This is a genomic window from Sphingobium sp. WCS2017Hpa-17, assembly GCF_031843765.1.
In the GTDB taxonomy this organism is placed as follows: Bacteria; Pseudomonadota; Alphaproteobacteria; order Sphingomonadales; family Sphingomonadaceae; genus Sphingobium.
Genome location: NZ_JAVTIV010000012.1, coordinates 95665 through 119670 on the forward strand (window position 1 = coordinate 95665; position 24006 = coordinate 119670).

A 24006-nucleotide genomic window follows, 5' to 3' on the forward strand; every position below is an offset into this window, starting at 1 on the left:
CGAGTCTGGCGGTGCTGCCGCTATCGCGTCAAGCGCTATGCAGCGCCAGCCACTTCACGCAAAAATTTCGGTTAAATTGCTGTTTTCCTGCTCTCCGGACAGGGATAGATAGGTTTCCGTCCAGCACACCGAGCTGAAAATGGATGCACCACAAGCCACCAGATTGACGAATATGTTGAATGGCAAGGTATCGAGGCTCTCCTCTCCGGCGAACGCCGCCATCAGTCCGCCGATCAGCGCCATGATGAGGAAGAAAGGGATCCAGATCAGCAATGCCATCCCCAATATGCGCCAGCGATTGCCGTCCGTCAGGGCACTACTGCGCCCCATGGCCTCGGACACGCTGAGATTCTCGCGAAGCAGGGCAGGCAGGCCCAACGCCCACCGTGTAAACAGCATGACCCCCGGCACGATCAGGCACAGGAAGCCTAGAACCATCGCCAGTCCGGATAGAAGGCTGAAGCCAAATGCTGCCCCGAACCGCGGGGAAATCTCCACATCCGTCAGTCGTGCTTGCAGGGTATGATAGACGGCCAGCACCGAAATGAAGAAAAGGGCGATGTTACCCGCAAAATTGCCAGCTCTTGGTGCGTAAGTATCGGCCAGACCGCACAACAGCCCGAGCCCCACGATAAATCCGCCATAGCGCTTGATATCATGTCCGATGTCATGTGATGCAGCGGACAAAATGCGCCCGATGTCGATCGGCCGTGCAAATTCGCTCATGTCAAAGAAACCCTTCCCCCTGAATGCCGGTCAGTCCGGCCCGCCAGTTCCAGTTCCAGCAGCACCGTCTGCACTACCGCCGGCGACAGGCCGGACAAGCGGATCACCTCGTCCACCGCGACCGCCACAGGCCCCAGCAGCGCGATCACCGTCGCCCGCTCCTCTTCCGCGACATCGCTGGACACCGGCGCGCCGATGAAATCGAAGCTGCCCTGCCGCACCATCCGGGGATCGAAGCCGCCGATCGCCTCCATGATATCTGCGCCATTCTGCACCAGAATAGCGCCCTCGCGGATCAGGCTGTTACACCCCTGCGCCCGCGGATCGAGCGGCGATCCGGGCACCGCCATCACCTCGCGCCCCGCCTCGCCGGCCAGCCGCGCGGTGATCAGTGACCCAGATTTGGGCGCCGCCTCCACCACCACCGTGCCGAGCGCCAGCCCGGCGATGATCCGGTTGCGCGCCGGGAAATGGCGCGCGAGCGGCTGGACACCCGGCGGATGCTCGGTCACGAGCAGGCCGCGCTCCGCGACCTGCGCCTGCAAATCCTTATTTTCCGGTGGAAACACCACATCGATCCCGCTCGCGATCACGCCGATCGTGCCGGTGTCGATCGACCCGCGATGCGCCTCCGTATCGATGCCGCGCGCCAGCCCCGACACGACTACCGCGCCGCGCTGCCCCAGATCCTGCGCCAGACTGCGCGCGAAGCGGCATGCCGCCGCCGACGCATTGCGGGCGCCGACCATCGCGATACAGGGCCTTGCCGCCAACGCCCCGTCGCCGCGCACGATCAGCGCCGGCGGCGCGCCTTCCATCTGGTCGAGCAGCGCAGGATAATCGGCATCCCCCATCAGCAGGTAGCGCGCACCCAGCGCCCGTGACGCCACAATCTCCCGCTCCACCGCGCCGGTATCGGCAACGCTGGCCTTGCCACCGCCACGGGCAGCAAGATCGGGAATGGCGCGCAAAGCCTCGCCCGCCGTCCCGAACCGCGCAAGCAATTGCCGATAGCTGACCGGACCGATCCGGGGGGAGCGAATAAGCCGCAGCCGGTCGAACCGCTCCCGCTCGCTCATTCCGTCGGCGCGCCCTTGGCCTTGCCGATCTTGGGCTCCTCGCCCTTCATCAGCCGCGCGATATTGGCGCGATGCCGCCACAGCAGGATCAGCGCCATGGCGAGCGACACCGGCACCAGATCGAGGCGCCCGAACAGCCACATCGCCACCGGCGCGCTGATCGCCGCCGACATGCCGCCGACCGACGACCATTTGGTGCCGAACAACATGCCCAGCCACACCAGTGCGAACACGATCCCGGCCGGCCAGTAGAGCGCCGTCACCACGCCCATCATCGTCGCCACGCCCTTGCCCCCGGCAAAGCGCAGCCACACCGGGTAGCAATGGCCGATAAAGGCCATCGCCCCCGCCATCGGTCCGCCACCATCCATCAGCGCCGCAGCGATCAGCACCGCCGCCACGCCTTTGAGCAAATCCAGCAGCAAAGTCGCCGCTGCCAGCCCCTTGCGCCCGGTGCGCAGCACATTGGTCGCGCCGATATTGCCGGAGCCAATCTGTCGCAGGTCGCCCGCACCGGTGACGCGGGTCAGGATCAGGCCAAAGGGGATGGAGCCGAGCAGATAGCCCAGAGCCAGGACGAAAGCGGGAAGAAGCCAGGGAGAGGTCATGAAAGTCGCCAGTATTATTTGCGCGCGACCATAGCGTGACAGGCGCGCGCGGCAATGGGGTTATGCGGCGCTTAACGCACCCGCGCCGGATTGCCGACGACGGTCGCGCCTGCTGGCACATCGCGCGTTACCACGCTGCCAGCGCCGATCAGGGCATCGTTACCGATCGTCACGCCCGGCAGGATGATCGCCCCGCCGCCAATCCACACATTGCGGCCGATGTGGATCGGCCTGCCCCATTCGATCCCGGTCGCGCGCTCGGCTGCATCGCGTGGATGGTCGGCGGTCAATATCTGAACGCCCGTGCCGATCTGCGTGCCATCGCCGATCGTCACCTCCACGACGTCCAGAATGACGCAGTTGAAGTTCAGGAATACGCCTTCGCCCAGAAAGATGTTGAAGCCATAATCGCAATGGAAGGGCGGCCGGATGGTCGATCCCGCACCCAAAGCGCCCAGCCGCTCGCGCAGCAAGCCCTCACGCTCCAGCGGCAGGGTGGCGTTGAACCGCCGCATCCATTCCGCCGCCGCCAGTTGATCGGCAATGATCTCCGGATCATTGGCATGATAGGGTTCGCCCGCGATCATTGTCTGCTTCATGCTGCGCTCGGCCATCGTCACCTCCCTGAAATCCGACCGCGAAGTGGCGCGGCGCAAACCCATTTGCAAGCGCGGGGCGTTGACAGGCCGACCCCATGACGCGACATGAACCGCCATGACGGTCGCACCAGACGCTCCCATCCTCTTCTTCGATTCCGGCGTCGGGGGCCTGTCCATCCTCGGCCCCGCCCGCGCAGCATTGCCGACCGCCCGGATCGTCTACGCCGCCGACAGCGCCGGCTTCCCCTATGGCACCAAGAGCGAGGCGGAAATCGCCGCGCGCGTGCCCGCGCTGCTCGGCCGGCTGGTGGAACGCTATCGCCCCCGCCTTGCCGTCATCGCCTGCAACACGGCGTCCACCATCGCGCTCCAGCATGTCCGCGCTGCCCTCGATATCCCGGTGGTCGGCACCGTCCCGGCGATCAAGCCCGCCGCCCTGCTCTCCAAAAATCGCGTCTTCGGCGTGCTTGGTACCGACGCCACCGTGCGCCAGCCCTATGTCGATCGCCTCGCGGCCGAACATGGCGCCGACTGCACCGTGCTGCGTCACGGCTCCGCCGCGCTGGTGCAACTGGCCGAAGCCAAGCTGCGCGGCGACCCGCTCGACCCGCAGGTCGCCCGCGAGGCGCTGGCTGGCCTGATCGACCAGCCGGGCGGCGACCGGATGGACATGGTCGTCCTCGCCTGCACCCATTTTCCGCTGGTGGAACAGGAACTGGCCGCCGCCGCGCCGCATCCCATCGGCTTCGTCCATGGCGGGGAAGGCATCGCCCGGCGCATCCAATATCTGACGCAGGATCAGCTCTGGCCGGACACGCCAGCCCCCGGCATAGCGGTCTTCACCCGTGTCGATGAAAGGCAGGAAGCCCTGCGCGCAGCCCTTGCCGGTTACGGCCTCGATCGCATCGAAGCGCTGTGATGGGGCATGGGCCATTTGTCCAATGGCCAGACGGCTCGATCAGTCTGATAGGTATTTCTCCCTAAGGTTGCGAGCGGTTATCGCTGGTAATGACGGGTCTGCGCGGTTAAATGCGGCATCGGGCAAGAGGATGGCGCAGCGAAAAACAACAGCGCGCGAATGAAACGGGAAGAAGCGTAGTGAACTACAAGCACATCTTTTCGCAGGCGATCGACCGGCTCCATGAAGAAGGTCGCTATCGCGTGTTCATCGATATCCTGCGCAATCGCGGGGCCTATCCCAACGCTCGCTGCTTCCACGGCCATAATGGTCCCAAGCCGATCACCGTCTGGTGTTCCAACGACTATCTCGCCATGGGCCAGCATCCCAAGGTCGTCGCCGCGATGGAGGAAGCGCTCCATGATGTCGGCGCCGGTTCCGGCGGCACCCGCAATATCGGCGGCAACACCCATTATCACATCGATCTGGAAGGCGAACTGGCCGACCTGCATGGCAAGGAAGGCGCGCTGCTCTTCACGTCGGGCTATGTCTCGAACGAAGCGACGCTCTCCACCCTGGCCAAGCTGCTGCCCGGCTGCATCATCTTTTCCGACGAACTGAACCACGCCTCGATGATTGCGGGCATCCGCAATTCGGGCTGCGAAAAGCGCGTCTTCCGTCATAATGACGTCGACCATCTGCGCGAATTGCTCGCCGCCGAAGACCCCGAAGCGCCCAAGCTGATCGCCTTCGAAAGCGTCTATTCCATGGACGGCGACGTCGCGCCGATCGCGGCGATCTGCGACCTCGCCGACGAATATAATGCGCTCACCTATCTGGACGAAGTCCATGCCGTGGGCATGTATGGCACGCGCGGTGGCGGCATTTCGGAACGGGACGATGTCGCCGACCGCCTGACCATCATCGAAGGCACGCTGGGCAAGGCGTTCGGCGTCATGGGCGGCTATATCGCGGCCGACCAGATGATCATCGACGTGATCCGCAGCTACGCGCCCGGCTTCATCTTCACCACCTCGCTCTCGCCCGTGCTGGTCGCGGGCGTGCTAGCCAGCGTGCGCCACCTCAAGGCATCGAGCGAAGAGCGCGAAGGCCAGCAGGCGTCCGCCGCCAAGCTCAAGCAATATATGCGCGACGCCGGCCTGCCGGTGATGGATTCGGTCACGCATATCGTGCCGCTGATGGTCGGCGACCCGGTCAAGGCCAAGCGGATCAGCGACATATTGCTCGCCGAATATGGCGCTTATGTGCAGCCGATCAACTACCCCACCGTCCCCCGCGGCACGGAGCGCCTGCGCTTCACCCCCGGCCCCGCACACACCGAAGACATGATGCGCGATCTGGTGGAGGCGCTGGCCGAAATCTGGGACCGTCTGGAACTGGAAAAGACAGCGCGTCAGGCGGCTTGAGGCAGCAGGGAGAGCTGGACTTTCCCTGCCCAACTTCCGTTTGTCCTGAGCCTGTCGAAGGACGCGCTCTAACCTAGCCTCATTACCCCTGCCGATTGCGCGCGAGCAATTTCAACCGCTCCCAATCACCATCGATCAAGGCCTGCTTCTTGGCCCGGCTCCATCCCTTGATCCTGCGCTCAGCAGTCAGCGCCTCATCCCGCGTCCCGAAATTTTCCGTCCAGACCAGCGTGACAGGCCTGCGAATGGCAGTGTATCCGCCGATTAAGCCTTGGTCATGCTGGGCAATGCGGCCTTCCAAATCTTCTGTGTGACCCGCGTAGAAGGAGCCATCGTTGCATCGGAGGATATATGCGTGAAAGGCCATGCAGTAACTTACCGTCAGCGCGCGTCCTTCGACAAGCTCAGGACGAACGGATGTAGTGGAAAAGCATTTGAGGAACGCCCCGTTTGCCCATAAATTGGCCTCATGTTCGGACTTCGTATATGGCTTCACAACCGCGCTATCAGACATATTCTTGTTCAGGCGCTCGATTTTGAAAAAGATCGATTGGGCCTCGATCAGGCAGAAGCTGTTGCCGAATATATAAGCTATGACGAGTTCGGTTTAGCCCATGATCATATCGTTGACGTGCTCGAAGATCAGGATTTGGTTCCAATGCTCCAAACAAGCAAACTGCTTTTGGACGCCGAAAAAATGATGAGCCACGTTTAAATACCGCAATCCCAACTCCAGCATCAAACCCGGATCAACCCGCCCCGCACGGCATAACCGCGATACAGCGTCCGGCTGTGCGGAAACCCACCCATATCCTGCGCCAGCCGCTCGATCGCGACCGCCAGTTCCCGGCGCGGCGAGACATGGAACTTGCCCAACCATCCGAACAGCGCCTGCTTCCACAAGGCCGGCAACGCCTCCTGCTGGCCAAAATCGACAATCTCCAGCCTGCCGCCCGGCGCCACGCAGCGTGCCGCCTGCGCCAACGCCATTTCCCATTCCGGGATCATCGACAGCGCATAGCTGATGAACACCCGCTCGAACGTCGCCCGGCCGAACAGCGCCTGAGCGTCAAAACCGCACGCATCTCCCTGCGCCAGCATCACCCGATCGCCCATGTCCGCCTTGGCTACCGACGCCCCAGCCGTCTCCAGCATCGCCTCGCTGATATCCACGCCATAGAGCCGCGCCTGCGGCCAGACCTTCCCCACCGCGATCAGGTTGCGCCCGGTGCCGCAGCCAATTTCCAGCACCGCGCCACCCGCCGGCGGATCGAGATCGGCGATCAGCCCGTCCCGTCCCAGCAGATAATATTTGCGCGTCAGGTCATATATATGCCGCTGGTAGCGATAGACCCCGTCCATCAACTGGCCATGACCGCTCATCACGCGCTCTTCAGTACATAAAGATGCACGCCGCCATAAATCGCCGACCGGTCGCGCGCCGTATAATCTAGCGACGCCTCCGCGCGATACTCCCAGCGGTTCAGCACGGCATCGACCACCCGACCCGGCAATATGCTGGGTTCGCCAGCGGTGCGGAACAGCACGCGCGCGCCGGGCTTGGCCGTCCGTGTGATCTGCGCCCAGAGCGCGTTCAACTGATCGTCGTCCATCCAGTCCTGCGCATCGAGCAGGATATAGCGATCGCAGGACGCATCCGGCTGGCTGGCGAGAAAGTCGGTGAAATTGATGTGCCGCACGTCGACCCGCCCGGCCCGCGCACGCACGGCCTCATGGTTCGTCGCCTGCAAATAGGGCGGCAGCGGCCCCTCGCCCCCGGCATAACCGCGCCCGAACGCCTGCACCGCAAAATAATTGTCCTTCATGTCGAAATCGCAGGCCAGCTTCTTCAGCCGCGCCTTGAGCACAGTGTCCATCCGATCATCGCCGGCCAGCGCCTCGAACTGGGCAGGGGGGATACCCAGGCCAAAGAGCGAGGCCGGCTGGCTGGTCAACCAGCGGACAAAGCCCTTGTCGAAGATCGGCGCCAGTTCGCGTTCGAAAATCTCGACCTGCTCTTCGCGGCTTTGTGCATCCAGCATCCGCTTGGGATTGATGCCATGCACCCGCGCCAGCAGATGCGCCGCGCCGATGAAGCGGCCGAGCAGCCCATGCTTGTAGATACCGCGTGCAAATCCTCCGATCCGGCGCCGACCGATCAGGTCGCGCCCTTCCCAATAGCGCCGCGTCGCTTCATCCAGATGCGGCGCAACCACGCTCTTATAGACGGCGACATTCGCCTTGTTGTCGGCTTGCGCAAAGAAACGGTGGAAGGCGGCATGGTCGGGCAGCCTGCGCGCCGCCGCCAGCTTCAGCTTGTTGAGCGCGATATGCGCGGTGTTGAGATCGACCGCCGTGATCTTCGCCGGATCGGCCGTCAGGTAGGACAGAACGTTGCAGCCGCCCGACGCGATCGTCACCACATGGCTGTCGGGCGTGATCGCCAGCGCTTCCATGTCTACCGCCGGATCTTCCCAGATCTGGGCATAGACCAGGCCCCGGAAGGCGAAGGTGAAGGCGCGCTCCAGCAGGCCCTGCTTCGACAGATGGCGGTGGCGGTGCACCGCGTTGGTGATCTTGGTATGGGCGGTCACAGCCATGGCGCACTCCTCGATGCCGGGTCGTTCCCGCGCCGTTAGGGCAATGGCGTGTCGCCTGCATGACCGCGCGATGACGCGATGATGACGCCCCTTGCGGAACCGGGACGCCCCGTCCCATCTTCTGTACCTATGGCCCATTGGATCGAACCGCACCCGACCGGCATCTATGTCCGCCTCGCCGATGCTTGGATCGACCCGTCTTTGCCGCAGGAGCGCGCTTTGGTAACGCATGGCCATGCCGATCATGCGCGGGGTGGCCACGGTCATGTCTGGGCGACGCGCGAAACGCTGGCGATCATGGGCCTGCGCTACGGAACGGCCAGCGGTACGGCGGTCGGCTATGGGGAGGAGATCAGGCTGGGCGGCGTGACGATCCGCTACGTTCCCGCCGGCCATGTGCTGGGATCGGCGCAGATCGTGCTGGAGCATGCCGGCGAGCGCGTCGTCGTCACCGGCGATTACAAGCGCCGCCCGGACCCCACCTGCAAAGCCTTCGAGCCGGTCCCCTGCGACATCTTCGTGACGGAGGCGACGTTTGGGCTTCCCGTCTTCCGCCACCCCGATACGGGCAGCGAAATGGACCGGCTGCTTGCCGCGCTCCACGCCCATCCCGACCGCTGCGTGCTGGTTGGCGCCTATGCGCTGGGCAAGGCGCAGCGGGTCATCTGCGAACTGCGCGCGCGTGGCCATCAAGACCCCATCTATATTCACGGCGCGATGGAGCGCATGTGCGCTCTCTATCAGGATTTCGGCATCGACATGGGCGAACTGCGCCCCGCCACCGGGGTGGCCGCAAAGGACATGCGCGGCCATATCGTCGTATCGCCGCCCTCCGCCCTCAACGACCGCTGGAGCCGCCGCCTGCCCGATCCCATCACCGCCATGGCGTCGGGCTGGATGCGGGTACGGCAACGCGCGCGGCAGAAGAATGTCGAACTGCCGCTGGTCATTTCCGACCATGCCGACTGGGACGAACTGACCGACACCATCCGGGAGGTCGCGCCGACAGAAACCTGGATCACTCACGGCCGGGAGGAGGCGCTGCTCCACTGGTGCATGACCCACCAGATCCGCGCCCGCGCGCTCGCACTGGTCGGCCGCGAAGAGGAGGATGAGGGGTGATGACTAGCCTGTCACCACATCCGTTCGGTTCGAGCCTGTCGAGAACCGTTGCGCGCCAGTTCGCGACAGGCTCGAACCGAACGGATGTGGCGGAATGAAGCAATTCTCACAACTGCTCGACGGCCTCGTCTACACCCGATCACGCAATGGCAAGCTGGCCCTCATCGCCGCCTATATGCGCGAAGCGCCCGATCCCGACCGGGGCTGGGCGCTCGCCGCCCTCACCGGCAATCTTGACCTCAAGGCCGTCAAATCCTCCGCCATCGGCGAGATGATCCGCGCCCGCACCGATCCCATCCTCTATGAAATGAGCCGTGACTATGTCGGCGACCTCGCCGAAACCGTCGCGCTCCTTTGGCCGAAACGCGAAGAGCAGCCCCCCGAACTGGACGACGGCTCGCTCAGCCTGTCCGCCGTCATCGACCGCCTCCATGGCATCAGCCGCGCCGCCGCCCCTGATGCGTTGGCGCAGATGATGGATCATCTCGATTCCTCCGGCCGCTTCGCCCTGCTCAAACTTGCTACGGGCGGCCTGCGCGTCGGCATCTCTGCCCGCCTCGCCAAAACCGGCTTTGCACAGGCTTTCGGCCTCGACGTCGACGATGTCGAACAGGTCTGGCATGCTTTGTCGCCACCCTACGCCGCCCTGTTCGACTGGGCCGAAGGCCGCACCGCCCGCCCCGATCCCGAAGGCACGCCTTATTTCCGCCCCTTCATGCTCGCCCACCCGCTGGAGGCCGACAGCGTCGACCTCACCGACTATGCCGCCGAATGGAAATGGGACGGCATCCGTATCCAGATCGTAGGCACAGGCAGCGAAACCCGCCTCTACAGCCGCGCAGGCGACGATATCTCCGGCAGCTTTCCCGAAATCGCGCAGGCCTTCACCGGCCATGCCGTGCTGGACGGCGAACTGCTGGTGCGCGGCGACATTCAGGGCGGGGAAGCGGCCAGCTTCAACGCCCTGCAACAAAGGCTGGGCCGCAAGTCCGTCACCGCAAAGATGATGGCCGACTATCCCGCCTTCGTCCGCCTCTACGACCTGCTGATCGAGGGCGACGACGACCTGCGCACCCTCCCCTGGGACCAGCGCCGCGCCCGGCTGGAAGCCTATATGCCGCAACTTCCCGCCGACCGTTTCGACCTCTCCGCCCTGATCGACGCCCCCGATTTCGAGGCGCTGGCCGACATCCGCGCCGGCGCCCGCGACGCCGCGATCGAAGGGGTGATGCTCAAGCGCCGCGACAGCCCTTATGTCGCCGGGCGCAAGGCCGCGCTCTGGTATAAATGGAAACGCGATCCGCTGACCGCCGACTGCGTGATGATGTACGCCCAGCGCGGTCATGGCAAACGCTCCTCCTTCTATTCCGACTATACGTTCGGCTGCTGGACAGAAGACGGCGAATTGCTGCCGGTGGGGAAGGCCTATAGCGGCTTCACCGACGAGGAACTGAAATGGCTGGATCGTTTCGTTCGCCAGAACACGGTCGCCCGCTTCGGCCCTGTCCGCGAGGTAGAAAAGACGCTGGTGCTGGAAGTCGCGTTCGACTCCATCCACGACAGCAAACGCCACAAATCCGGCCTCGCCATGCGCTTCCCCCGCATCGCCCGCATCCGCAAGGACAAGCCGGCCACCGAAGCGGATACGGTGGAGGGGTTGCGCAAGCTGATCAGTTGACGGCTATCGCGAACCCAAAGCCGCGCTATAATCGGCATCGGTGCGACGGCGGGAGAGCCCCATGAGCTATGACCTGATGGTATTCGAACCCAGCCATGCGCCGAAGACGCGCGCGGAGTTCATGGCCTGGTATGACGAGCAGGTCCGATGGGCGGAACCGCATGGCTATGACGATCCGGCCCTCACGACCGATGGATTGCGGGCCTGGTATGCGGATATGACCCAGACCTTCCCGAACATCCATGACCCGGCCGTCACCGACGATGATGTCGAAAATCCACGGATGACAGATTATTCCATCGGCAATTCGGTCATCTATGCGGCGTTCCGATGGTCGCAGGCCGATGAAGCCTATCACGCGGTTCGGCAACTGGCGCTGAAACATGAAATCGGCTTCTTTGATGCCAGCGGCGATGAGGGAGAGATACTCGACCTGACCAACGTCACGCCGCCGGCCAGTAAATCCTGGTGGCAGAAATTTTTCGGCCGCTGAACAATGAAGGGAAGCATGCCATGCCCTATACCGGAAGCTGCCATTGCGGCGCGGTGACGTTCAGCGTCGCCGCCGATACCCCAATCGAAGCCATGACCTGCAACTGCTCCCATTGCAGCCGCAAGGGTTTCGTCCTGACCTTCGTCCCCGCCGACCAGTTCACCCTTGAAAGCGGCGCGGATCAGCTCACCGACTATCTCTTCTACAAGCACGCCATCACGCATCAATTCTGCCAGACCTGCGGTGCGCAACCGTTCGCGCTCGGTACATCACCGCAGGGCGACATGCGCGCCATCAACCTGCGCTGCGTGCCGTCGATCGATATCGACGCGCTCACGATCCAGAAGGTGGATGGGGCCAGTTTCTAGGGAATGTTCTGGTGGGGAATGAATGATATGCTTTCCCCTAACCGTCATACCAGCGCAGGCTGGCATCTCTTTTTCCCTTCCAACGCTATGCCAGAAGAAGTGAGATCCCAGCCTACGCTGGGATGACGATACTTCCCAACCCTCCCTATTTCACTCCAGCCGCTTCACCCGCGCGCCGTTGCCGCCCTTCTGTCCGCCGGCTTCGATCGACCTTATATAGCTCCCCTCGGTCACCATGCCGGTGGCCGGGTCGATATCCGCCTCCAACACGTCATTGATCCGGATGTCGCCCAGCGCCTTGCGCATCTCCGCGATCTTGCCCTCCGGCGCCTTGTCGCCACTCGAGCGGATCATCGTTTCCAGATAGGCGGTGATCGCTTCCCCGGCGACCTTGGGATTCATCTCCGTATGCTGTTCCCAATGATAGGTCGCCGCCGGCCGGGTCAGCCGCATCCGGCTGGTCGCAGGCAGCGGCATGGGAAAGACGCCCGTATCCAGTTCGATCTCCGCCTCATACCATTCGCCCAGTTCCTTGGGGTTGCGCCCCAACCCCAGGAAAGTCGCCCAGGGTTTCAGGAACAATTGCGCTGCCTGTTCCGGCGTCAGTTGCTGGAAACCCGCCGCCATCTTCTCGATCATTGCAGCGGCCGGCGCGCGCTTTGCCTCATCCGGTTCGATCAGCGCGACCATATCCTTCATCCCCGCGCCGATCTTGCCCTTCAGCGCGTCCCAGTCCCGTATCCGCAGTACCTCGCCATCAGCGCCCACATCATATTCCATCGGCTCCATGAAGGGGCGCAGCGACGGCGGCATCTTCGGATCGCCGACCTTCAGGCTGAACTCGGTCAGCCCCGGCAATGTCCCCTTCACCAGTTCGATGCGCAGCACATAGCCTGCGCCATCCCGGCGAAAGCGCATCACCTGCTCGACGATCCCCTGTTGCTCCTGCTCCGCCCGACTGCGCAGCGTCGACACCTCATAGCGCAACGGCTGGTCCAGCGGCGGCGCGAAGGCGACCTTCACTGCATCCTTCTGCACCTGAGCCTGCACCGCCTCAGCTGCGGCGACGTTGCCCGGCACCGCGCCCAGCAGCGCCCCCATGGCCAGCCCCGCCAGCAGCCGCTTTTTGAAACCAAACCAACTCTGACTTTGCGCTGTCATTCGAGCCTCCTATATGGGCGCTTTCGCGCGACCGGCGCGACCATAGCCATGGAGCAATATTAGTGAGCAAGGTTCTTGTCATCGGCGCAGGCGGCGTCGGTTCCGTCGCGGTCCACAAGATGGCCATGAACGCTGATATTTTCAGCCATATTACGCTCGCCAGCCGTCGCATCATCAGCTGCGAAAAAGTCGCCGAATCGGTGAAGGCCCGCACCGGCGTGACCATCGACGTCGCGCAGGTCGATGCCGACAATGTCGAAGAGACGATCGCGCTGATCGAAAAGGTCCAGCCCAAGCTGGTCGTGAACCTGGCGCTTCCCTATCAGGATCTGGCGATCATGGACGCCTGCCTCGCGACCAAGACCGACTATCTCGACACGGCGAACTACGAACCGCGCGACACCGCCAAGTTCGAATATAGCTGGCAGTGGGCCTATCAGGATCGCTTCAAGGAAGCGGGCATCATGGCCCTTCTGGGTTCAGGCTTCGACCCCGGCGTCACCAGCGTCTTCGCCTCCTATATCAAGAAGCATCTGCTCGACACGATCGACACGCTCGACATTCTCGACTGCAACGGCGGCGATCATGGCCAGCATTTCGCGACCAACTTCAACCCGGAAATCAACATCCGCGAAGTGACCGCCCCGTCGCGGCACTGGGCGAACGGCGCATGGGTCGAAGGGCCTGCGCTCAGCCACAAGCAGGAGTTCGACTTCGATCAGGTCGGGCCGAAGAACATGTACCTCATGTACCATGAGGAACTGGAAAGCCTCGCCACCCACTATCCCGAAATCCAGCGCATCCGCTTCTGGATGACCTTCGGCGACGCGTACCTCAAGCATTTGGAAGTCCTCCAGAATGTCGGCATGACCCGCATCGATCCGGTCATCTACAATGGTCAGGAAATCATCCCGCTCCAGTTCCTGAAGGCCGTCCTCCCCGAACCGTCCAGCCTTGGCTCCACCACGAAGGGCAAGACCAATATCGGCGACATCGCCACGGGCCAGAAGGACGGTCAGGAAAAGACCGTCTACATCTATCAGGTCTGCGACCATGAAGATGCCTATGCCGAGACCGGCAATCAGGCGGTCAGCTACACCACCGGCGTCCCCGCGATGATCGGTGCAGCCATGATGCTGACCGGCGCATGGAAGGGTGAAGGCGTGTTCAACATCGAACAGTTTAATCCCGATCCCTTCATGGACATGCTCAACAAGCACGGCCTGCCCTGGCAGGTAAAGGAACTGGACGCGCCGCTCGACTTCTAAACATGATCGTCATCCCAGCGCAGGCTGGGATCTCCCTTTTCTTCCGTTACGCCACAAGAAAGTGAGACCCCAGCCTTCGCTGGGGTGACGGTGTGGCGAAGGACATGCCCCATGGAAACCCGCGCCGGCGATCCCGCCGCTTTCGCCCATTTCGACCTGTACCGCGTCCCCTCGCCCGCCTTCGTGGTGGATGAGGCCGCGGTGCGCCGCAACCTCGCCGTCCTGCGCGACATAGGCGACCGCGCCGGCATCAAGGTGCTGGGTGCGCTCAAGGCCTTTTCCATGTGGTCGCTGGGCGGCGTCGTCGGCGAATATCTCGACGGCGTCTGCGCCTCGGGCATCTATGAAGCGCGCCTCGGCCGCGAGGAATATCGGGGCGAAGTCGCCACCTATTGCGCCGCCTACAAACCCGCCGACCTGGCCGAAATCCTCAAGATTTCCGACCATGTCATCTTCAACAGCCCCGGCCAGATCGCCCGCATGAAGCCGGTGATCGACGCTGCCCGCGCCGATGGCCGCGTCTTCGACATCGGCCTGCGTCTCAACCCCCTCAATCCGGAGGGGGAAGTGCCCAAATATGACCCGTCGCAACCGCATAGCCGCCTCGGCTTCCCGGTCGACCAACTCCGCGCGGAGCATCTGGAAGGTGTCGACGGCCTCCATATCCATAATCTTTGCGAACAGGATCTCGGCCCGCTGGAGCGCACATGGGCGGCGATCGAACCCCATGTCATGCCCCATGTCGTCGGCCTGAAATGGCTCAATTTCGGCGGCGGCCACCATGTCACCCGCGCCGATTATCAGGTCGATGACCTTATCGCCTTCCTCCAGCGGATCAAGGCGCAGACCGGTCTCGAACTCTATATCGAACCCGGTGAAGCCATGGCGCTGGACGCTGGCATCCTGATCGGCGAAATCCTCGACGTCATCGACAATGGCATGCCCGTCGCCATCACCGACATCAGCGCCACCTGTCACATGCCGGACGTGATCGAGGCGCCCTATCGCCCCGCCATGCTGCATGAACCGGAGGAAGGCCTTGTCACGCGCCTTGGCGGCCCCTCCTGCCTCGCGGGCGATATTATCGGCGACTATCGCGTCCCCGGCGGCGCGGAACCGGGCGCCCGCATCGCGTTCCTCGATCAGGCCCATTATTCGATGGTGAAGACCAACACCTTCAACGGCGTGCCTCTGCCCGCGATCTGGCTTTGGAATAGCGAATCCGATCAACTCACGGAAATCCGATCCTTTTCCTATGACGATTTTAAGACTCGCCTGTCCTGATTTCGGGCGGCCAAACGCCTGATGGCATGCGTTAATCGGGCGGAAAGCATCTTCCGTCCGATAGAAATTTCCTTTCTTTTCAACATCTCACCTAAGCTCCAGCACGGTTCATAGCAGGGCGCGCAACAAATTTGAGATGCGCGCTTTACAGGGGGGACCCCTCCGCATATATCGACCGTCCGCTGCCCCATGGGACTTCCACCGCAAGGCAGCTTTTCGCCCTGAACTACACTGGAGGTCCCTTGAATTGCACAAGCATCCTAGCGCGCTGGGGGTAGCAACCGCCCTCAAACCGGCAGCACCGGTAACGCTGATTCGCCCCGAAGCCGCCGCTCGGGCCGCCCGCTTCTTTACGGAGAAGTTTCCGGGTCGCTCGCTCTATGCGGTCAAGGCGAATCCGTCTCCCGATCTGATCCGCACGCTGTTCGCATCGGGCATCACGCATTTCGACGTGGCCTCGATCGCCGAAGTGCGCCTGGTCGCCGAGACGCTGGCTGGGGAAGAGGGCGTCAAGCTCTGCTTCATGCACCCGGTGAAGGCCGAAGAAGCGATCGCGCTGGCTTATCATGACTATGGCGTGCGCACCTTCTCGCTCGACACGATCGACGAGCTGGAAAAGATCATGCGCGCCACGAATGATGCGACCGATCTGGAATTGTGCGTTCGCCTGCGCGTCTCGTCCGAACATTCGGAACTCAGCCTCGCCTCGAAGTTCGGCGCGGAACTGGGCGAAACCCGCGAACTGCTGATGGCCACCCGTCAGGCCGCCGATGCGCTGGGCATCTGCTTCCATGTCGGTAGCCAGGCGATGAGCCCGCAGGCCTATAGCGATGCGATCGAGCGCGTGCGCACCGCCATCGTGGACGCGGCGGTCACGGTCGACATCATCGATGTCGGCGGCGGCTTCCCGTCCATCTATCCGGGCATGGAACCGGTCGCGCTCGAAAATTATTTCGAAGCGATCCACCGTGGCTTTGAAAGCCTGCCGGTCAGCTATTCGTCGGAACTGTGGTGCGAACCCGGCCGTGCGCTGTCGGCCGAGTACAGCTCGGTCGTCGTCCGCGTCGAACGCCGCCGTGGCAACGAACTCTACATCACCGACGGTGCCTATGGCGCGCTGTTTGACGCCGCGCATATCGGCTGGCGTTTCCCCGTAGCTCTTCTGCGTGAGGAAGAGAGCGAGGAGGAACTGACTGGTTTCTCCTTCTACGGCCCGACCTGCGACGACATGGACCATATGGTCGGCCCCTTCATGCTCCCTGCTGACGTGAAGGTCGGCGACTATATCGAAATCGGCATGCTCGGCGCCTATGGCGCGGCGATGCGCACCGGTTTCAACGGCTTCACGTCGGAAGCGACGATCGAGGTGGAGGATGAGCCGATGGCCAGCCTCTATACCGAAGTGCTGCCGGCCCGCCGTCGCGCAAACGTCATCAAGCTGGGCTAACCGCCTCGCAAGAGAGGATTAAGTCCCTCGCCGCTTCCCCTTTGCGGCGAGGGATTTTTCTTATCTGCGAAAGATGCCCACCAGTTCGACATGGGTGGTCCAGCGGAACTGCCCCACAGGCTTCACGCTATCCAGCCGATATCCCGCCGCCGTCAGATGCACGGCGTCGCGCGCAAAGCTGGCGGGATTGCAGGAGACATAAGCGATCACCGGCACGCTCGAGGCCGCCAGTTGCAGCACCTGCTCCTTCGCCCCCGCGCGCGGCGGATCGAGCACCACGACGGCAAAGCGGTTCAGTTCCTCGGGCATCAGCGGCCGGCGGAACAGGTCGCGATGATCCACCACCATTCGCCGCTGCGCCCGCGCGCCAGCCTGCTTGAGCGCCAGGATCGCATCGCGCGCGCCTTCCCCGGCATAGACCGGCCGCTTGTCGCCCAGCGCCAGCGCAAAAGTGCCAAGCCCGGCAAACAGGTCAGCGATCGCGCCGGTTTCCGGCAGCGCATCGCGCACCGCGCCCACCAGCGCCGCCTCGCCGTCGGGCGTGGCTTGCAGGAAGGAGAAGGGCGGAAAACCCACCGGCACGCCGCCAAAACTGACCGTCACCGCTTCCGGCTCCCAGCGCGTCTGCGGCCCGTCCCCTTCATCGATGGTCAGCCGCGCCAGCCCATGGCGCTGCGCAAAATCGCCCAGCGCTTCGTCCGCGCTAAGCCCCTCGACCTTCACGCCCTCCAGCAGCAGGTCCACGCCCTGATCGGTCAGCGACATGCGCACATGCGCTGCCCGCTTGTCCGGCAGGATCGTCGCCAGCAGCCCCCGCAAAGGCGCGAGCAATCCGAACAGCTTCGGGTCCAGCACCGAACACATGTCGAGGTCGATCAGCTTGTGGCTGCCCTCCTCGGCAAAGCCGATGGTCACGCGCCTGCCCGATCGCGCCGCCCGCAGCGAAGCCCGCCGCCGCGTCATGGGCGGCGAAACATGCGGCGGCAACACGGCGCCGGGCACCACGCCCTGTCCCGCCAAGGCGCCCACCACACGCCCGGTCACGAAATCGGCATAGCTTTCATCGTCCAGCTGCTGGATCTGGCATCCGCCACAGGCCGGGAAGTGCCGGCAGGGCGGCTCGACATGGTGGATGCCGAACACGATGCTGCCGTCCGGCCCGATCCGGTCGCCCGGCGCGGTCAGCGGGAAATGGCGGCCGTCGGCCGTGATGCCGTCGCCCTTGGCGGCGATGCGGATGATGGTATCTGGGTCGCTGTCTGTCACAATCGCGCGGCGATAGCCGCTGGCAGCGCGCCAAGCAAATCATCCGCGACAAAAGCCGGCCCAGCCCGCCGCGCCACCTCGCCATGCAGCCACACCGCCTCACATGCCGCGCGGAATGGATCGCCCGTCACCGCCAGCCGTCCGGCCGCCAGTCCCGCCAGCACATCCCCGGTCCCTGCCGTCGACAGCCAGGGCGAAGCCCCGCTCGCCACCGCCGCCCGGCCATCCGGCGCAGCGATTACGCTATCCGCGCCCTTGTAGATGATGACGCTACCGCTGCGAGCCGCCGCCGCGATTGCCCGATCGATCTTACTGCCGGACAAATCGCCGAACAACCGCGCAAACTCGCCCTCATGCGGCGTCATGATCGCCGGCCTCTGCAATTCACCAAAACCCATGTCCGCGAACAGCCACAGGGCATCGGCATCGGCGACATAGGGCACATCCGCGCTGGCCGCCGCGACCAGCTTCTCCCACGCGGCAGGATCACGCCCCAGCCCAGGCCCGACCAGCACCGCTTTCGCCCGATCGAAATCCAGCGCCCCGCTCCGCACGATCGCATGGCTCAGGCCCGGAACCGCCGCATCGGCAATCAATCTGACATAGCCCGCCCCCGATCGCGCCGCCGCCTCAGCCGACAGACAAGCAGCCCCGGCCATGTCGCCAGCCACCACCGTCACCAGTCCACGCTTATATTTATGCGCATCGCTACCCGGCGCGGACAATCTGGGCGACCCCAACCCATGCACCGCGCTCGGCACCGCAATCCCGATATCCGCCAGCACCAGCCGGCCCATATGGCGCGCCGCCGGCTGCAACAGATGGGCCGGCTTCCACGCCCCCAGCGCAAGACAGGTTCCAAAGTGCGGCACGGCGGACAGCAGCGCCCCGCTGTCCGTATCCACCCCGCTCGGCAGGTCCACCGCATGGCTGATCGTCGCCGCCCCGACCAGTTCGCACAGCCGCCCCGCCACCGCCTCGTTCAGCCCGCGCGTCAATCCGGTGCCGAACAGCGCATCGACCAGTTGGGTCGCCGGCGCTGCGCGCATCATATCCTCGACCGGCCCGTCCCACGCCGCCCGCGCCCGCTGGCTCGACACCGTCCGGCTCTCGCCCAGCGCAGCCACCCGCACCGCCACGCCCCGCTCACGCAGCAGCCGCGCGATCACATAGCCGTCGCCGCCATTATTGCCCGGCCCGCACAGGATCAGCGTGTCGCGCCGATGCCCCGCGCGCCAGATGATCTCCGCCGCTGCTGCGCCGGCCGTCTCCATCAGCCCATAATCGTCGACGCCCGCATCAAAGGCCGCCTGCTCCGCCGCACGCATCTGCGCCGCCGTCAGGATCGGCCCGCCGTTCATGGCCTTCTGGTCGCGCCGATCTGCGCCGGCAGGCGGTATCGGTCGCTCCCCGCCACCACCTCGATCCGCTTGTCGTCCAATATCGTCAGCTTCGCCGCCTCCGCGCCATCCGCCGCCTCCAGCCCGCGTCCGTCGTCCAGCACACGAAAGCGCCGGAACCCGCCATCGGGATGCCGCAGTGTCAGCATCTTGCCTGCCCGCTCGACCGCGCAATCATGCACCCATTCATGCGATCCGCCGAGCGCACAATCCGCCTTGCCGTCATCGACCGGCTCGGCCTGAGCCGTCGCTCCGGCCTGCCGCTGCGCCGATGGCGCCTGTTCGCCACAGCCAGTCAATGTCGCCAGCACCACCAAAATGCCCCCGATCCGCTTCATGCCAATGCACTCCTGCACGCCAGCGCCACCGGTCCCAATATCGACGCGAAACGCGCCTGCCCGGCAGCGTCCCCGACCAGATCCTGCCGCATCTCCACCCCCAGATAGGGAATGCCATTGGCCTCGGCATGGCGGTTCATCGTCGCATTGAGCAACGTCCCGGCATAGGGCAACTGATCGCCGACCGTCAGCCCCGCCGCCTCCAGCATCGGAATGGCGATCCGCGCCGCCCGGTCATCCTGATTATACAGCACGCCGATCTCCCATGGTCGCTGCTGGTCGGGATCGCTCGCCAGCTTCGGCGTAAAACTATGCACCGACAGGATGAAGGGCGATGTCATTCCCTCCAGCACTTGCGCCACCCGATGATGATAGGGATGATGGAACCGCGTCATCCGGTCCTTCAGATCCGTGTCGCGATTGCCGGGAATGGCATGGCCATCACTCATCACCGGCAACAGGCCCGGCGCATCCTCTTCGCGATTGAGGTCGATCACCAGTCGCGACACACCGCCCAATATCGCCGTCGCCCCCAGTTGCGCCGCCAGCAACCGGCTGACTTCCGCCACGCCGATATCGATCGCAATATGCTCGCGCAGCAAGGCGGGCGCAATGCCCAGTTCGATATCCTGCGGCACATGGGCAGAGGCGTGGTCCCCGACGATCAGCAGGTCCAGCCCGCCGCCGTCAATCTGCTGATAGGCTTCGTTCATGCGCTCCTGATCCGCGTTTCCATTGTCCACCAATCGTCGTGAGCCTCCGCCACCGCCCGCGCCGCCGCAGCCATGGCCGCCTCACTGCGAAACAGCGCAAAGCAGGTCGCGCCCGATCCCGACATGCGCGCCAGCAGCACATCCTCCTGCGCCGCCAGCATCGCCAATACCTCCCCGATCACCGGCGCCACCGCCAAAGCCGGCGCCTCCAGATCGTTGCGGCCATCGGCGCAAAGGACGTCCAGGCTATCGGCATCCAGCGCCCCGCGATCCATCCGATCCCACCCGGCAAAGACCTGTGCCGTCGATACCCCGACGCCCGGATTGACCAGCAGCATCGGCAGCCCCTCCAGCCCCTCGACCGCGTGCCGGGCCAGTGCCTCGCCGCGCCCCGTGACCATCTGGGTCAGGCTCGCAACACAGGCCGGCACATCCGACCCCAGGTCCAGCGCCAGCCCGGCCAGTTCCTGCGGTTCGATCCGCACATCCCACAACCGCGCCAGCAGGCGCAACGTCGCGGCCGCATCCGCCGATCCTCCGCCAATGCCGGACGCCACCGGCAAATATTTCGTCAGCCGGATCGCCGCACCGCGCTCTGTCCCCAGATAGGCCTGCAACGCCCGCGCCGCCCGCACCACCAGGTTGTCCGCGCCCGCATCCAGCGCCGCGCCGAACGGGCCGTCGATGGTCAGGTCGATCGCCCCGTCCTCGCTCGCCCATCCCTGCACCACATCGCCATGCTCGGCAAAGACGAACAGGCTTTCCAGCGCATGATAGCCATCATCCCGCCGCGCGCGGACATGCAGCGCGACATTGACCTTGGCATAAGCGATTTCCGTAAGGGGTGCCGTATCAGGGTGCGGCATATTCGGGCTTCATTCCTTCTTTGCGTTTCGCCGCCAGCCGTTCGGCCACATCGCCCTCGGCAAAGACCGACGCGGCGGCCCAGGCATAGCGCGCTTCATAACGGCGCCCGGCGACCCATAGCGCATCGCCCAGATGTTCGTTGATCGTACTGTCGGTCGGCGCCGCCGCCGCGGCCCGCTCCAGCACCGGCACCGCTGCATCGACATTGCCGGTCACGAACTGCGCCCAGCCCAGCGAATCCGTGATGGAAGCATCCTGCGGCTTCAGCGCGCTCGCCTTCTTCAGCAATGCCAGCGCCTGCTCGACATTCTGCCGCCGCTCGATCTGCGCATAGCCCAGATAGTTGAGGATCACCGGCTCGTTGGGCGCCATCGTCGCCGCCCGTTCCAGCACGGCGCGCGCCTCGTCCCAGCGCTTGCCCTGTTCCAGCGCGCTACCCTCGAACAGCAGCAGCGTCCAGGGCATCTGGTCCGGCGCATAGCCAGCCTGCGCCGCGCGGAAGGCCGCCGCTGCCCCGTCGAAATCCTGTTTCTGCGCCAGCAATCGCCCCAACCGCACCTGCCGTTCCGCCTCCGCGCCCGGTTCCGCCGCCTGCGCCCGCGCCAGTGTCAGGGCGCCATCCATATCGCCGGCCGCCGCCAGCGCGTCGATCAGTTCGGCCTGCGCCACGGCGCCATACCAGCCCTGCGCCGGTACCTTGCTCGCCTCGGCCGCGCCACCTGCCGCATGATCCTGCGCCGTCAGTAGCCGCGCCGCGACGATATGGATGTCCGCACCATCCGGATCGGCAAAGGTCGCGATCCGCGCCAGCCGCAGGCCCAGCGGCGACGCGCTCGCATCGGACGACACATCCACTGCCAGTCGCGACAGCAGCCTTGCAAAGCCCTGCGCCGGCGTCGTCGCCGCGCGCAAAACTTTGGGCAGCTTGCCCTTCTCGATATCCGCCCGCGCCCGCGCGAAATTGGCGCTGCCGACCGGTAATAGCACCAGCGCCTCCGTCTGGGCGCCGCGCGCCGCCAACTGTCCGGCAAAGGCGATCCGCAACGTCGCGCCATCGCCGCTGCGGATCGCGAGCGCGCGGCGGATCGCCGGCACCGCCGCCGCTACATCCCGCCGCGCCAGCGCCTGAAACGCTATATGTTCATCGGCATAGCGCAGCCCCAGCGCCGCGAACCGATCCTTTCCGTCGATCACCGGCGGCGCATATTGGCCCTCACCCAGCGAAATCCAGCTACGGATGATCGGCGCCAGAAAGGCGAAATTGCCTTCTTCCACCATTCGGTCGGTCATCGCCTGCGCACCGGCCCAATCCTTCGCGGTCAGCGCGTCGCCGATCCGCAGCAACGTGCCGTCGCGTGGCAGGGCGCCCGCCGCATCCAGCAAGGCCGCCGACTGCTGCGCCAGCAGCCTGTCGCCGCTCTCCATCGCCTGTGCATAGGAACGGCGCGCAATCTCGATCCGCGCCGGGTCCTGCTTCAGCGCCGCGCGATAGTTGGCCACCGCCAGCATCAGCGCACCGTCGCTGTCCGCCAGTCGCGCGCGTACATAGGCATGCAGTGCCCCGTCCGGCTCGACCGACGCCCCGGCCACGGTCGGCGTCGCCAGAAGGGACAAAAGGATCAGGCGCTTACATATTGGGATAGTTCGGTCCTCCACCGCCTTCGGGCACGACCCAGTTGATATTCTGGGTCGGGTCCTTGATGTCGCACGTCTTGCAATGCACGCAATTCTGCGCGTTGATCTGGAATTTGGGAAGCCCTTCTTCCTGCCCCACCACCTCATAGACGCCGGCCGGACAATAACGCTGCGCCGGCTCGTCATAAAGGGGCAGGTTATAGGCGATCGGAACCGCCGGGTCTTTCAGTTGCAGATGGACCGGCTGGTCTTCCTCATGATTGGTATTGCTCAGAAACACCGATGACAGCCGGTCGAAGCTGATCACGCCATCGGGCTTGGGATAGGCGATCTTCGCGCAAGCCTCCTTGGGCCAGATCTTCTCATTGTCCGGCTTGTGCTTCATCGTGAAGGGCAGGCCGATCTTCAGCGTGCGCATCCACATGTCGATGCCCGCCAGCAGCGTGCCCAGCGTGTTGCCGAACTTGCTGAGCAACGGCTCGGCATTCTTCACCAGCTGCAATTCGCTCGCGATCCAGCTCGACCGCAGATTGGCCTCATAATCGCCCAGCACATCGCCCGAACGATCCGCCTGCACCGCCGCGAACGCCGCCTCGGCCGCCAGCATACCCGACTTCATCGCCGTATGCGTGCCCTTGATCCGCGGCACGTTCACGAAGCCCGCCGAACAACCGATCAGCGCGCCGCCGGGGAAGGCCAAAGTCGGGATCGACTGCCAGCCGCCCTCATTGATCGCCCGCGCGCCATAGGACACCCGGCGCCCGCCCTCCAGAAACTTGCGGATTTCCGGATGCTGCTTCCAGCGCTGGAACTCCTCGAACGGATAGAGATGCGGGTTTCGATAGCCCAGCCCCACCACGAAGCCCAACGCCACCTGCCCATTGGCCTGATGATACAGGAACCCGCCGCCATAGGCATCGGTCAGCGGCCAGCCCTGCGAATGGATCACCAGCCCCGGCTGATGCAGCGCCGGGTCGATGTCCCACAATTCCTTCATGCCCAGGCCATAGACCTGCGGCTCGCTGTCCG

At 64.4% G+C, this 24006-nt stretch carries 25 protein-coding genes; 10 read left to right on the forward strand and 15 right to left on the reverse strand.

Features of this window, described 5'->3' with window-relative positions; translation table 11 throughout:
- Positions 1 to 54: 54 nt before the first annotated feature.
- The 4 genes from RQH62_RS16465 to RQH62_RS16480 form a co-directional block, all read right to left on the reverse strand.
- Positions 55 to 726, reverse strand: coding sequence for a glycerophosphoryl diester phosphodiesterase membrane domain-containing protein (locus RQH62_RS16465; protein WP_311269815.1), 672 nt, complete (start codon positions 724 to 726; stop codon positions 55 to 57).
- Positions 723 to 1805 carry a DNA-processing protein DprA gene (dprA, locus tag RQH62_RS16470; RefSeq protein WP_311269816.1) on the reverse strand — a complete coding sequence of 361 codons (1083 nt, stop codon included), beginning with the start codon at positions 1803 to 1805 and terminating at the stop codon, positions 723 to 725. The genes RQH62_RS16465 and dprA overlap by 4 nt, the downstream gene beginning before the upstream one ends.
- Positions 1802 to 2413, reverse strand: a complete 612-nt coding sequence (gene plsY / locus RQH62_RS16475) for a glycerol-3-phosphate 1-O-acyltransferase PlsY (RefSeq protein ID WP_311269817.1) — start codon at positions 2411 to 2413, stop codon at positions 1802 to 1804. Before plsY ends, dprA begins: the two co-directional genes overlap by 4 nt.
- Positions 2414 to 2484: 71 nt before the next feature.
- A complete protein-coding gene (locus tag RQH62_RS16480; RefSeq protein ID WP_311269818.1) occupies positions 2485 to 3027 on the reverse strand; it encodes a sugar O-acetyltransferase in 543 nt (180 codons plus the stop codon).
- 100 nt (positions 3028 to 3127) lie between these two features.
- On the opposite strand from RQH62_RS16480, the gene murI reads away from it, so the two are divergent.
- Complete coding sequence (murI, locus tag RQH62_RS16485; protein ID WP_311269819.1) at positions 3128 to 3931, forward strand: glutamate racemase; 804 nt, start codon at positions 3128 to 3130, stop codon at positions 3929 to 3931.
- 179 nt (positions 3932 to 4110) lie between these two features.
- Positions 4111 to 5337, forward strand: coding sequence for a 5-aminolevulinate synthase (gene hemA, locus RQH62_RS16490; protein WP_311269820.1), 1227 nt, complete (start codon positions 4111 to 4113; stop codon positions 5335 to 5337).
- Between the two features lie 82 nt (positions 5338 to 5419).
- On the opposite strand, the gene RQH62_RS16495 is transcribed toward hemA, so the two are convergent.
- On the reverse strand, positions 5420 to 5704 hold the full coding sequence (locus RQH62_RS16495) for a GIY-YIG nuclease family protein (protein ID WP_311269821.1): 285 nt from the start codon (positions 5702 to 5704) through the stop codon (positions 5420 to 5422).
- A 102-nt stretch (positions 5705 to 5806) separates the two neighbouring features.
- Here RQH62_RS16495 and RQH62_RS16500 point away from each other — a divergent pair, with 102 nt between their 5' ends.
- Positions 5807 to 6052 (forward strand): hypothetical protein, encoded by a 246-nt coding sequence (locus RQH62_RS16500; RefSeq protein WP_311269822.1) that lies wholly within the window; start codon positions 5807 to 5809, stop codon positions 6050 to 6052.
- Between the two features lie 23 nt (positions 6053 to 6075).
- Here RQH62_RS16500 and RQH62_RS16505 read toward each other — a convergent pair whose 3' ends face one another.
- Together RQH62_RS16505 and RQH62_RS16510 are read right to left on the reverse strand one after the other, a co-directional pair.
- Positions 6076 to 6720, reverse strand: coding sequence for a class I SAM-dependent methyltransferase (locus RQH62_RS16505; RefSeq protein ID WP_311269823.1), 645 nt, complete (start codon positions 6718 to 6720; stop codon positions 6076 to 6078).
- Positions 6720 to 7937, reverse strand: coding sequence for a DUF3419 family protein (locus RQH62_RS16510; protein WP_311269824.1), 1218 nt, complete (start codon positions 7935 to 7937; stop codon positions 6720 to 6722). The genes RQH62_RS16505 and RQH62_RS16510 overlap by 1 nt, the downstream gene beginning before the upstream one ends.
- A gap of 129 nt (positions 7938 to 8066) precedes the next feature.
- On the opposite strand from RQH62_RS16510, the gene RQH62_RS16515 reads away from it, so the two are divergent.
- The 4 genes from RQH62_RS16515 (at position 8067) to RQH62_RS16530 (ending at position 11598) form a co-directional block, all read left to right on the forward strand.
- Entirely contained in the window at positions 8067 to 9059 is a 993-nt protein-coding gene (locus RQH62_RS16515) for a ligase-associated DNA damage response exonuclease (RefSeq protein WP_311269825.1), read from the forward strand.
- Positions 9060 to 9153: 94 nt separating this feature from the next.
- On the forward strand, positions 9154 to 10737 hold the full coding sequence (locus RQH62_RS16520; RefSeq protein WP_311269826.1) for a cisplatin damage response ATP-dependent DNA ligase: 1584 nt from the start codon (positions 9154 to 9156) through the stop codon (positions 10735 to 10737).
- 61 nt (positions 10738 to 10798) lie between these two features.
- A complete protein-coding gene (locus RQH62_RS16525; RefSeq protein WP_311269827.1) occupies positions 10799 to 11230 on the forward strand; it encodes a hypothetical protein in 432 nt (143 codons plus the stop codon).
- A gap of 20 nt (positions 11231 to 11250) precedes the next feature.
- Entirely contained in the window at positions 11251 to 11598 is a 348-nt protein-coding gene (locus RQH62_RS16530) for a GFA family protein (RefSeq protein WP_311269828.1), read from the forward strand.
- A 150-nt stretch (positions 11599 to 11748) separates the two neighbouring features.
- Here RQH62_RS16530 and RQH62_RS16535 read toward each other — a convergent pair whose 3' ends face one another.
- A complete protein-coding gene (locus RQH62_RS16535) occupies positions 11749 to 12759 on the reverse strand; it encodes a hypothetical protein (RefSeq protein WP_311269829.1) in 1011 nt (336 codons plus the stop codon).
- 62 nt (positions 12760 to 12821) lie between these two features.
- On the opposite strand from RQH62_RS16535, the gene RQH62_RS16540 reads away from it, so the two are divergent.
- From RQH62_RS16540 to RQH62_RS16550, 3 genes are all read left to right on the forward strand, one after another.
- Positions 12822 to 14027, forward strand: coding sequence for a saccharopine dehydrogenase family protein (locus RQH62_RS16540; protein WP_311269830.1), 1206 nt, complete (start codon positions 12822 to 12824; stop codon positions 14025 to 14027).
- A gap of 111 nt (positions 14028 to 14138) precedes the next feature.
- Complete coding sequence (locus tag RQH62_RS16545; RefSeq protein WP_311269831.1) at positions 14139 to 15311, forward strand: carboxynorspermidine decarboxylase; 1173 nt, start codon at positions 14139 to 14141, stop codon at positions 15309 to 15311.
- A 247-nt stretch (positions 15312 to 15558) separates the two neighbouring features.
- Positions 15559 to 16758 (forward strand): type III PLP-dependent enzyme, encoded by a 1200-nt coding sequence (locus tag RQH62_RS16550; protein WP_311269832.1) that lies wholly within the window; start codon positions 15559 to 15561, stop codon positions 16756 to 16758.
- 60 nt (positions 16759 to 16818) lie between these two features.
- On the opposite strand, the gene RQH62_RS16555 is transcribed toward RQH62_RS16550, so the two are convergent.
- The 7 genes from RQH62_RS16555 to RQH62_RS16585 all read right to left on the reverse strand — a co-directional run.
- Positions 16819 to 18024 (reverse strand): class I SAM-dependent RNA methyltransferase, encoded by a 1206-nt coding sequence (locus RQH62_RS16555; protein ID WP_311269833.1) that lies wholly within the window; start codon positions 18022 to 18024, stop codon positions 16819 to 16821.
- Positions 18021 to 19385 (reverse strand): NAD(P)H-hydrate dehydratase, encoded by a 1365-nt coding sequence (locus RQH62_RS16560; protein ID WP_311269834.1) that lies wholly within the window; start codon positions 19383 to 19385, stop codon positions 18021 to 18023. Before RQH62_RS16560 ends, RQH62_RS16555 begins: the two co-directional genes overlap by 4 nt.
- Positions 19382 to 19762, reverse strand: coding sequence for a hypothetical protein (locus RQH62_RS16565; RefSeq protein ID WP_311269835.1), 381 nt, complete (start codon positions 19760 to 19762; stop codon positions 19382 to 19384). Before RQH62_RS16565 ends, RQH62_RS16560 begins: the two co-directional genes overlap by 4 nt.
- Entirely contained in the window at positions 19759 to 20475 is a 717-nt protein-coding gene (locus RQH62_RS16570) for an N-formylglutamate amidohydrolase (RefSeq protein WP_311269836.1), read from the reverse strand. Before RQH62_RS16570 ends, RQH62_RS16565 begins: the two co-directional genes overlap by 4 nt.
- Positions 20472 to 21341 (reverse strand): 4-(cytidine 5'-diphospho)-2-C-methyl-D-erythritol kinase, encoded by an 870-nt coding sequence (locus tag RQH62_RS16575; protein ID WP_311269837.1) that lies wholly within the window; start codon positions 21339 to 21341, stop codon positions 20472 to 20474. The genes RQH62_RS16570 and RQH62_RS16575 overlap by 4 nt, the downstream gene beginning before the upstream one ends.
- A complete protein-coding gene (locus RQH62_RS16580; RefSeq protein ID WP_311269838.1) occupies positions 21328 to 22956 on the reverse strand; it encodes a tetratricopeptide repeat protein in 1629 nt (542 codons plus the stop codon). Before RQH62_RS16580 ends, RQH62_RS16575 begins: the two co-directional genes overlap by 14 nt.
- Positions 22957 to 22969: 13 nt before the next feature.
- Positions 22970 to 24006: electron transfer flavoprotein-ubiquinone oxidoreductase (locus RQH62_RS16585; protein ID WP_311269839.1), on the reverse strand; the 1037-nt coding region annotated here is incomplete at its 5' end.

Coding starts and splice junctions, on each gene's coding strand:
- RQH62_RS16570 (WP_311269836.1), bottom strand. CDS start 20,475: ATGAACGAAGCCTATCAGCAGATTGACGGCGGCGGGCTGGACCTGCTG.
- murI (WP_311269819.1), top strand. CDS start 3,128: ATGACGGTCGCACCAGACGCTCCCATCCTCTTCTTCGATTCCGGCGTC.
- RQH62_RS16525 (WP_311269827.1), top strand. CDS start 10,799: ATGAGCTATGACCTGATGGTATTCGAACCCAGCCATGCGCCGAAGACG.
- RQH62_RS16530 (WP_311269828.1), top strand. CDS start 11,251: ATGCCCTATACCGGAAGCTGCCATTGCGGCGCGGTGACGTTCAGCGTC.
- RQH62_RS16500 (WP_311269822.1), top strand. CDS start 5,807: ATGTTCGGACTTCGTATATGGCTTCACAACCGCGCTATCAGACATATT.
- RQH62_RS16535 (WP_311269829.1), bottom strand. CDS start 12,759: ATGACAGCGCAAAGTCAGAGTTGGTTTGGTTTCAAAAAGCGGCTGCTG.
- RQH62_RS16515 (WP_311269825.1), top strand. CDS start 8,067: ATGGCCCATTGGATCGAACCGCACCCGACCGGCATCTATGTCCGCCTC.
- plsY (WP_311269817.1), bottom strand. CDS start 2,413: ATGACCTCTCCCTGGCTTCTTCCCGCTTTCGTCCTGGCTCTGGGCTAT.
- RQH62_RS16560 (WP_311269834.1), bottom strand. CDS start 19,385: ATGAACGGCGGGCCGATCCTGACGGCGGCGCAGATGCGTGCGGCGGAG.
- RQH62_RS16505 (WP_311269823.1), bottom strand. CDS start 6,720: ATGAGCGGTCATGGCCAGTTGATGGACGGGGTCTATCGCTACCAGCGG.
- RQH62_RS16565 (WP_311269835.1), bottom strand. CDS start 19,762: ATGAAGCGGATCGGGGGCATTTTGGTGGTGCTGGCGACATTGACTGGC.
- dprA (WP_311269816.1), bottom strand. CDS start 1,805: ATGAGCGAGCGGGAGCGGTTCGACCGGCTGCGGCTTATTCGCTCCCCC.
- RQH62_RS16520 (WP_311269826.1), top strand. CDS start 9,154: ATGAAGCAATTCTCACAACTGCTCGACGGCCTCGTCTACACCCGATCA.
- RQH62_RS16480 (WP_311269818.1), bottom strand. CDS start 3,027: ATGGCCGAGCGCAGCATGAAGCAGACAATGATCGCGGGCGAACCCTAT.
- RQH62_RS16495 (WP_311269821.1), bottom strand. CDS start 5,704: ATGGCCTTTCACGCATATATCCTCCGATGCAACGATGGCTCCTTCTAC.
- RQH62_RS16545 (WP_311269831.1), top strand. CDS start 14,139: ATGGAAACCCGCGCCGGCGATCCCGCCGCTTTCGCCCATTTCGACCTG.
- RQH62_RS16575 (WP_311269837.1), bottom strand. CDS start 21,341: ATGCCGCACCCTGATACGGCACCCCTTACGGAAATCGCTTATGCCAAG.
- RQH62_RS16510 (WP_311269824.1), bottom strand. CDS start 7,937: ATGGCTGTGACCGCCCATACCAAGATCACCAACGCGGTGCACCGCCAC.
- RQH62_RS16465 (WP_311269815.1), bottom strand. CDS start 726: ATGAGCGAATTTGCACGGCCGATCGACATCGGGCGCATTTTGTCCGCT.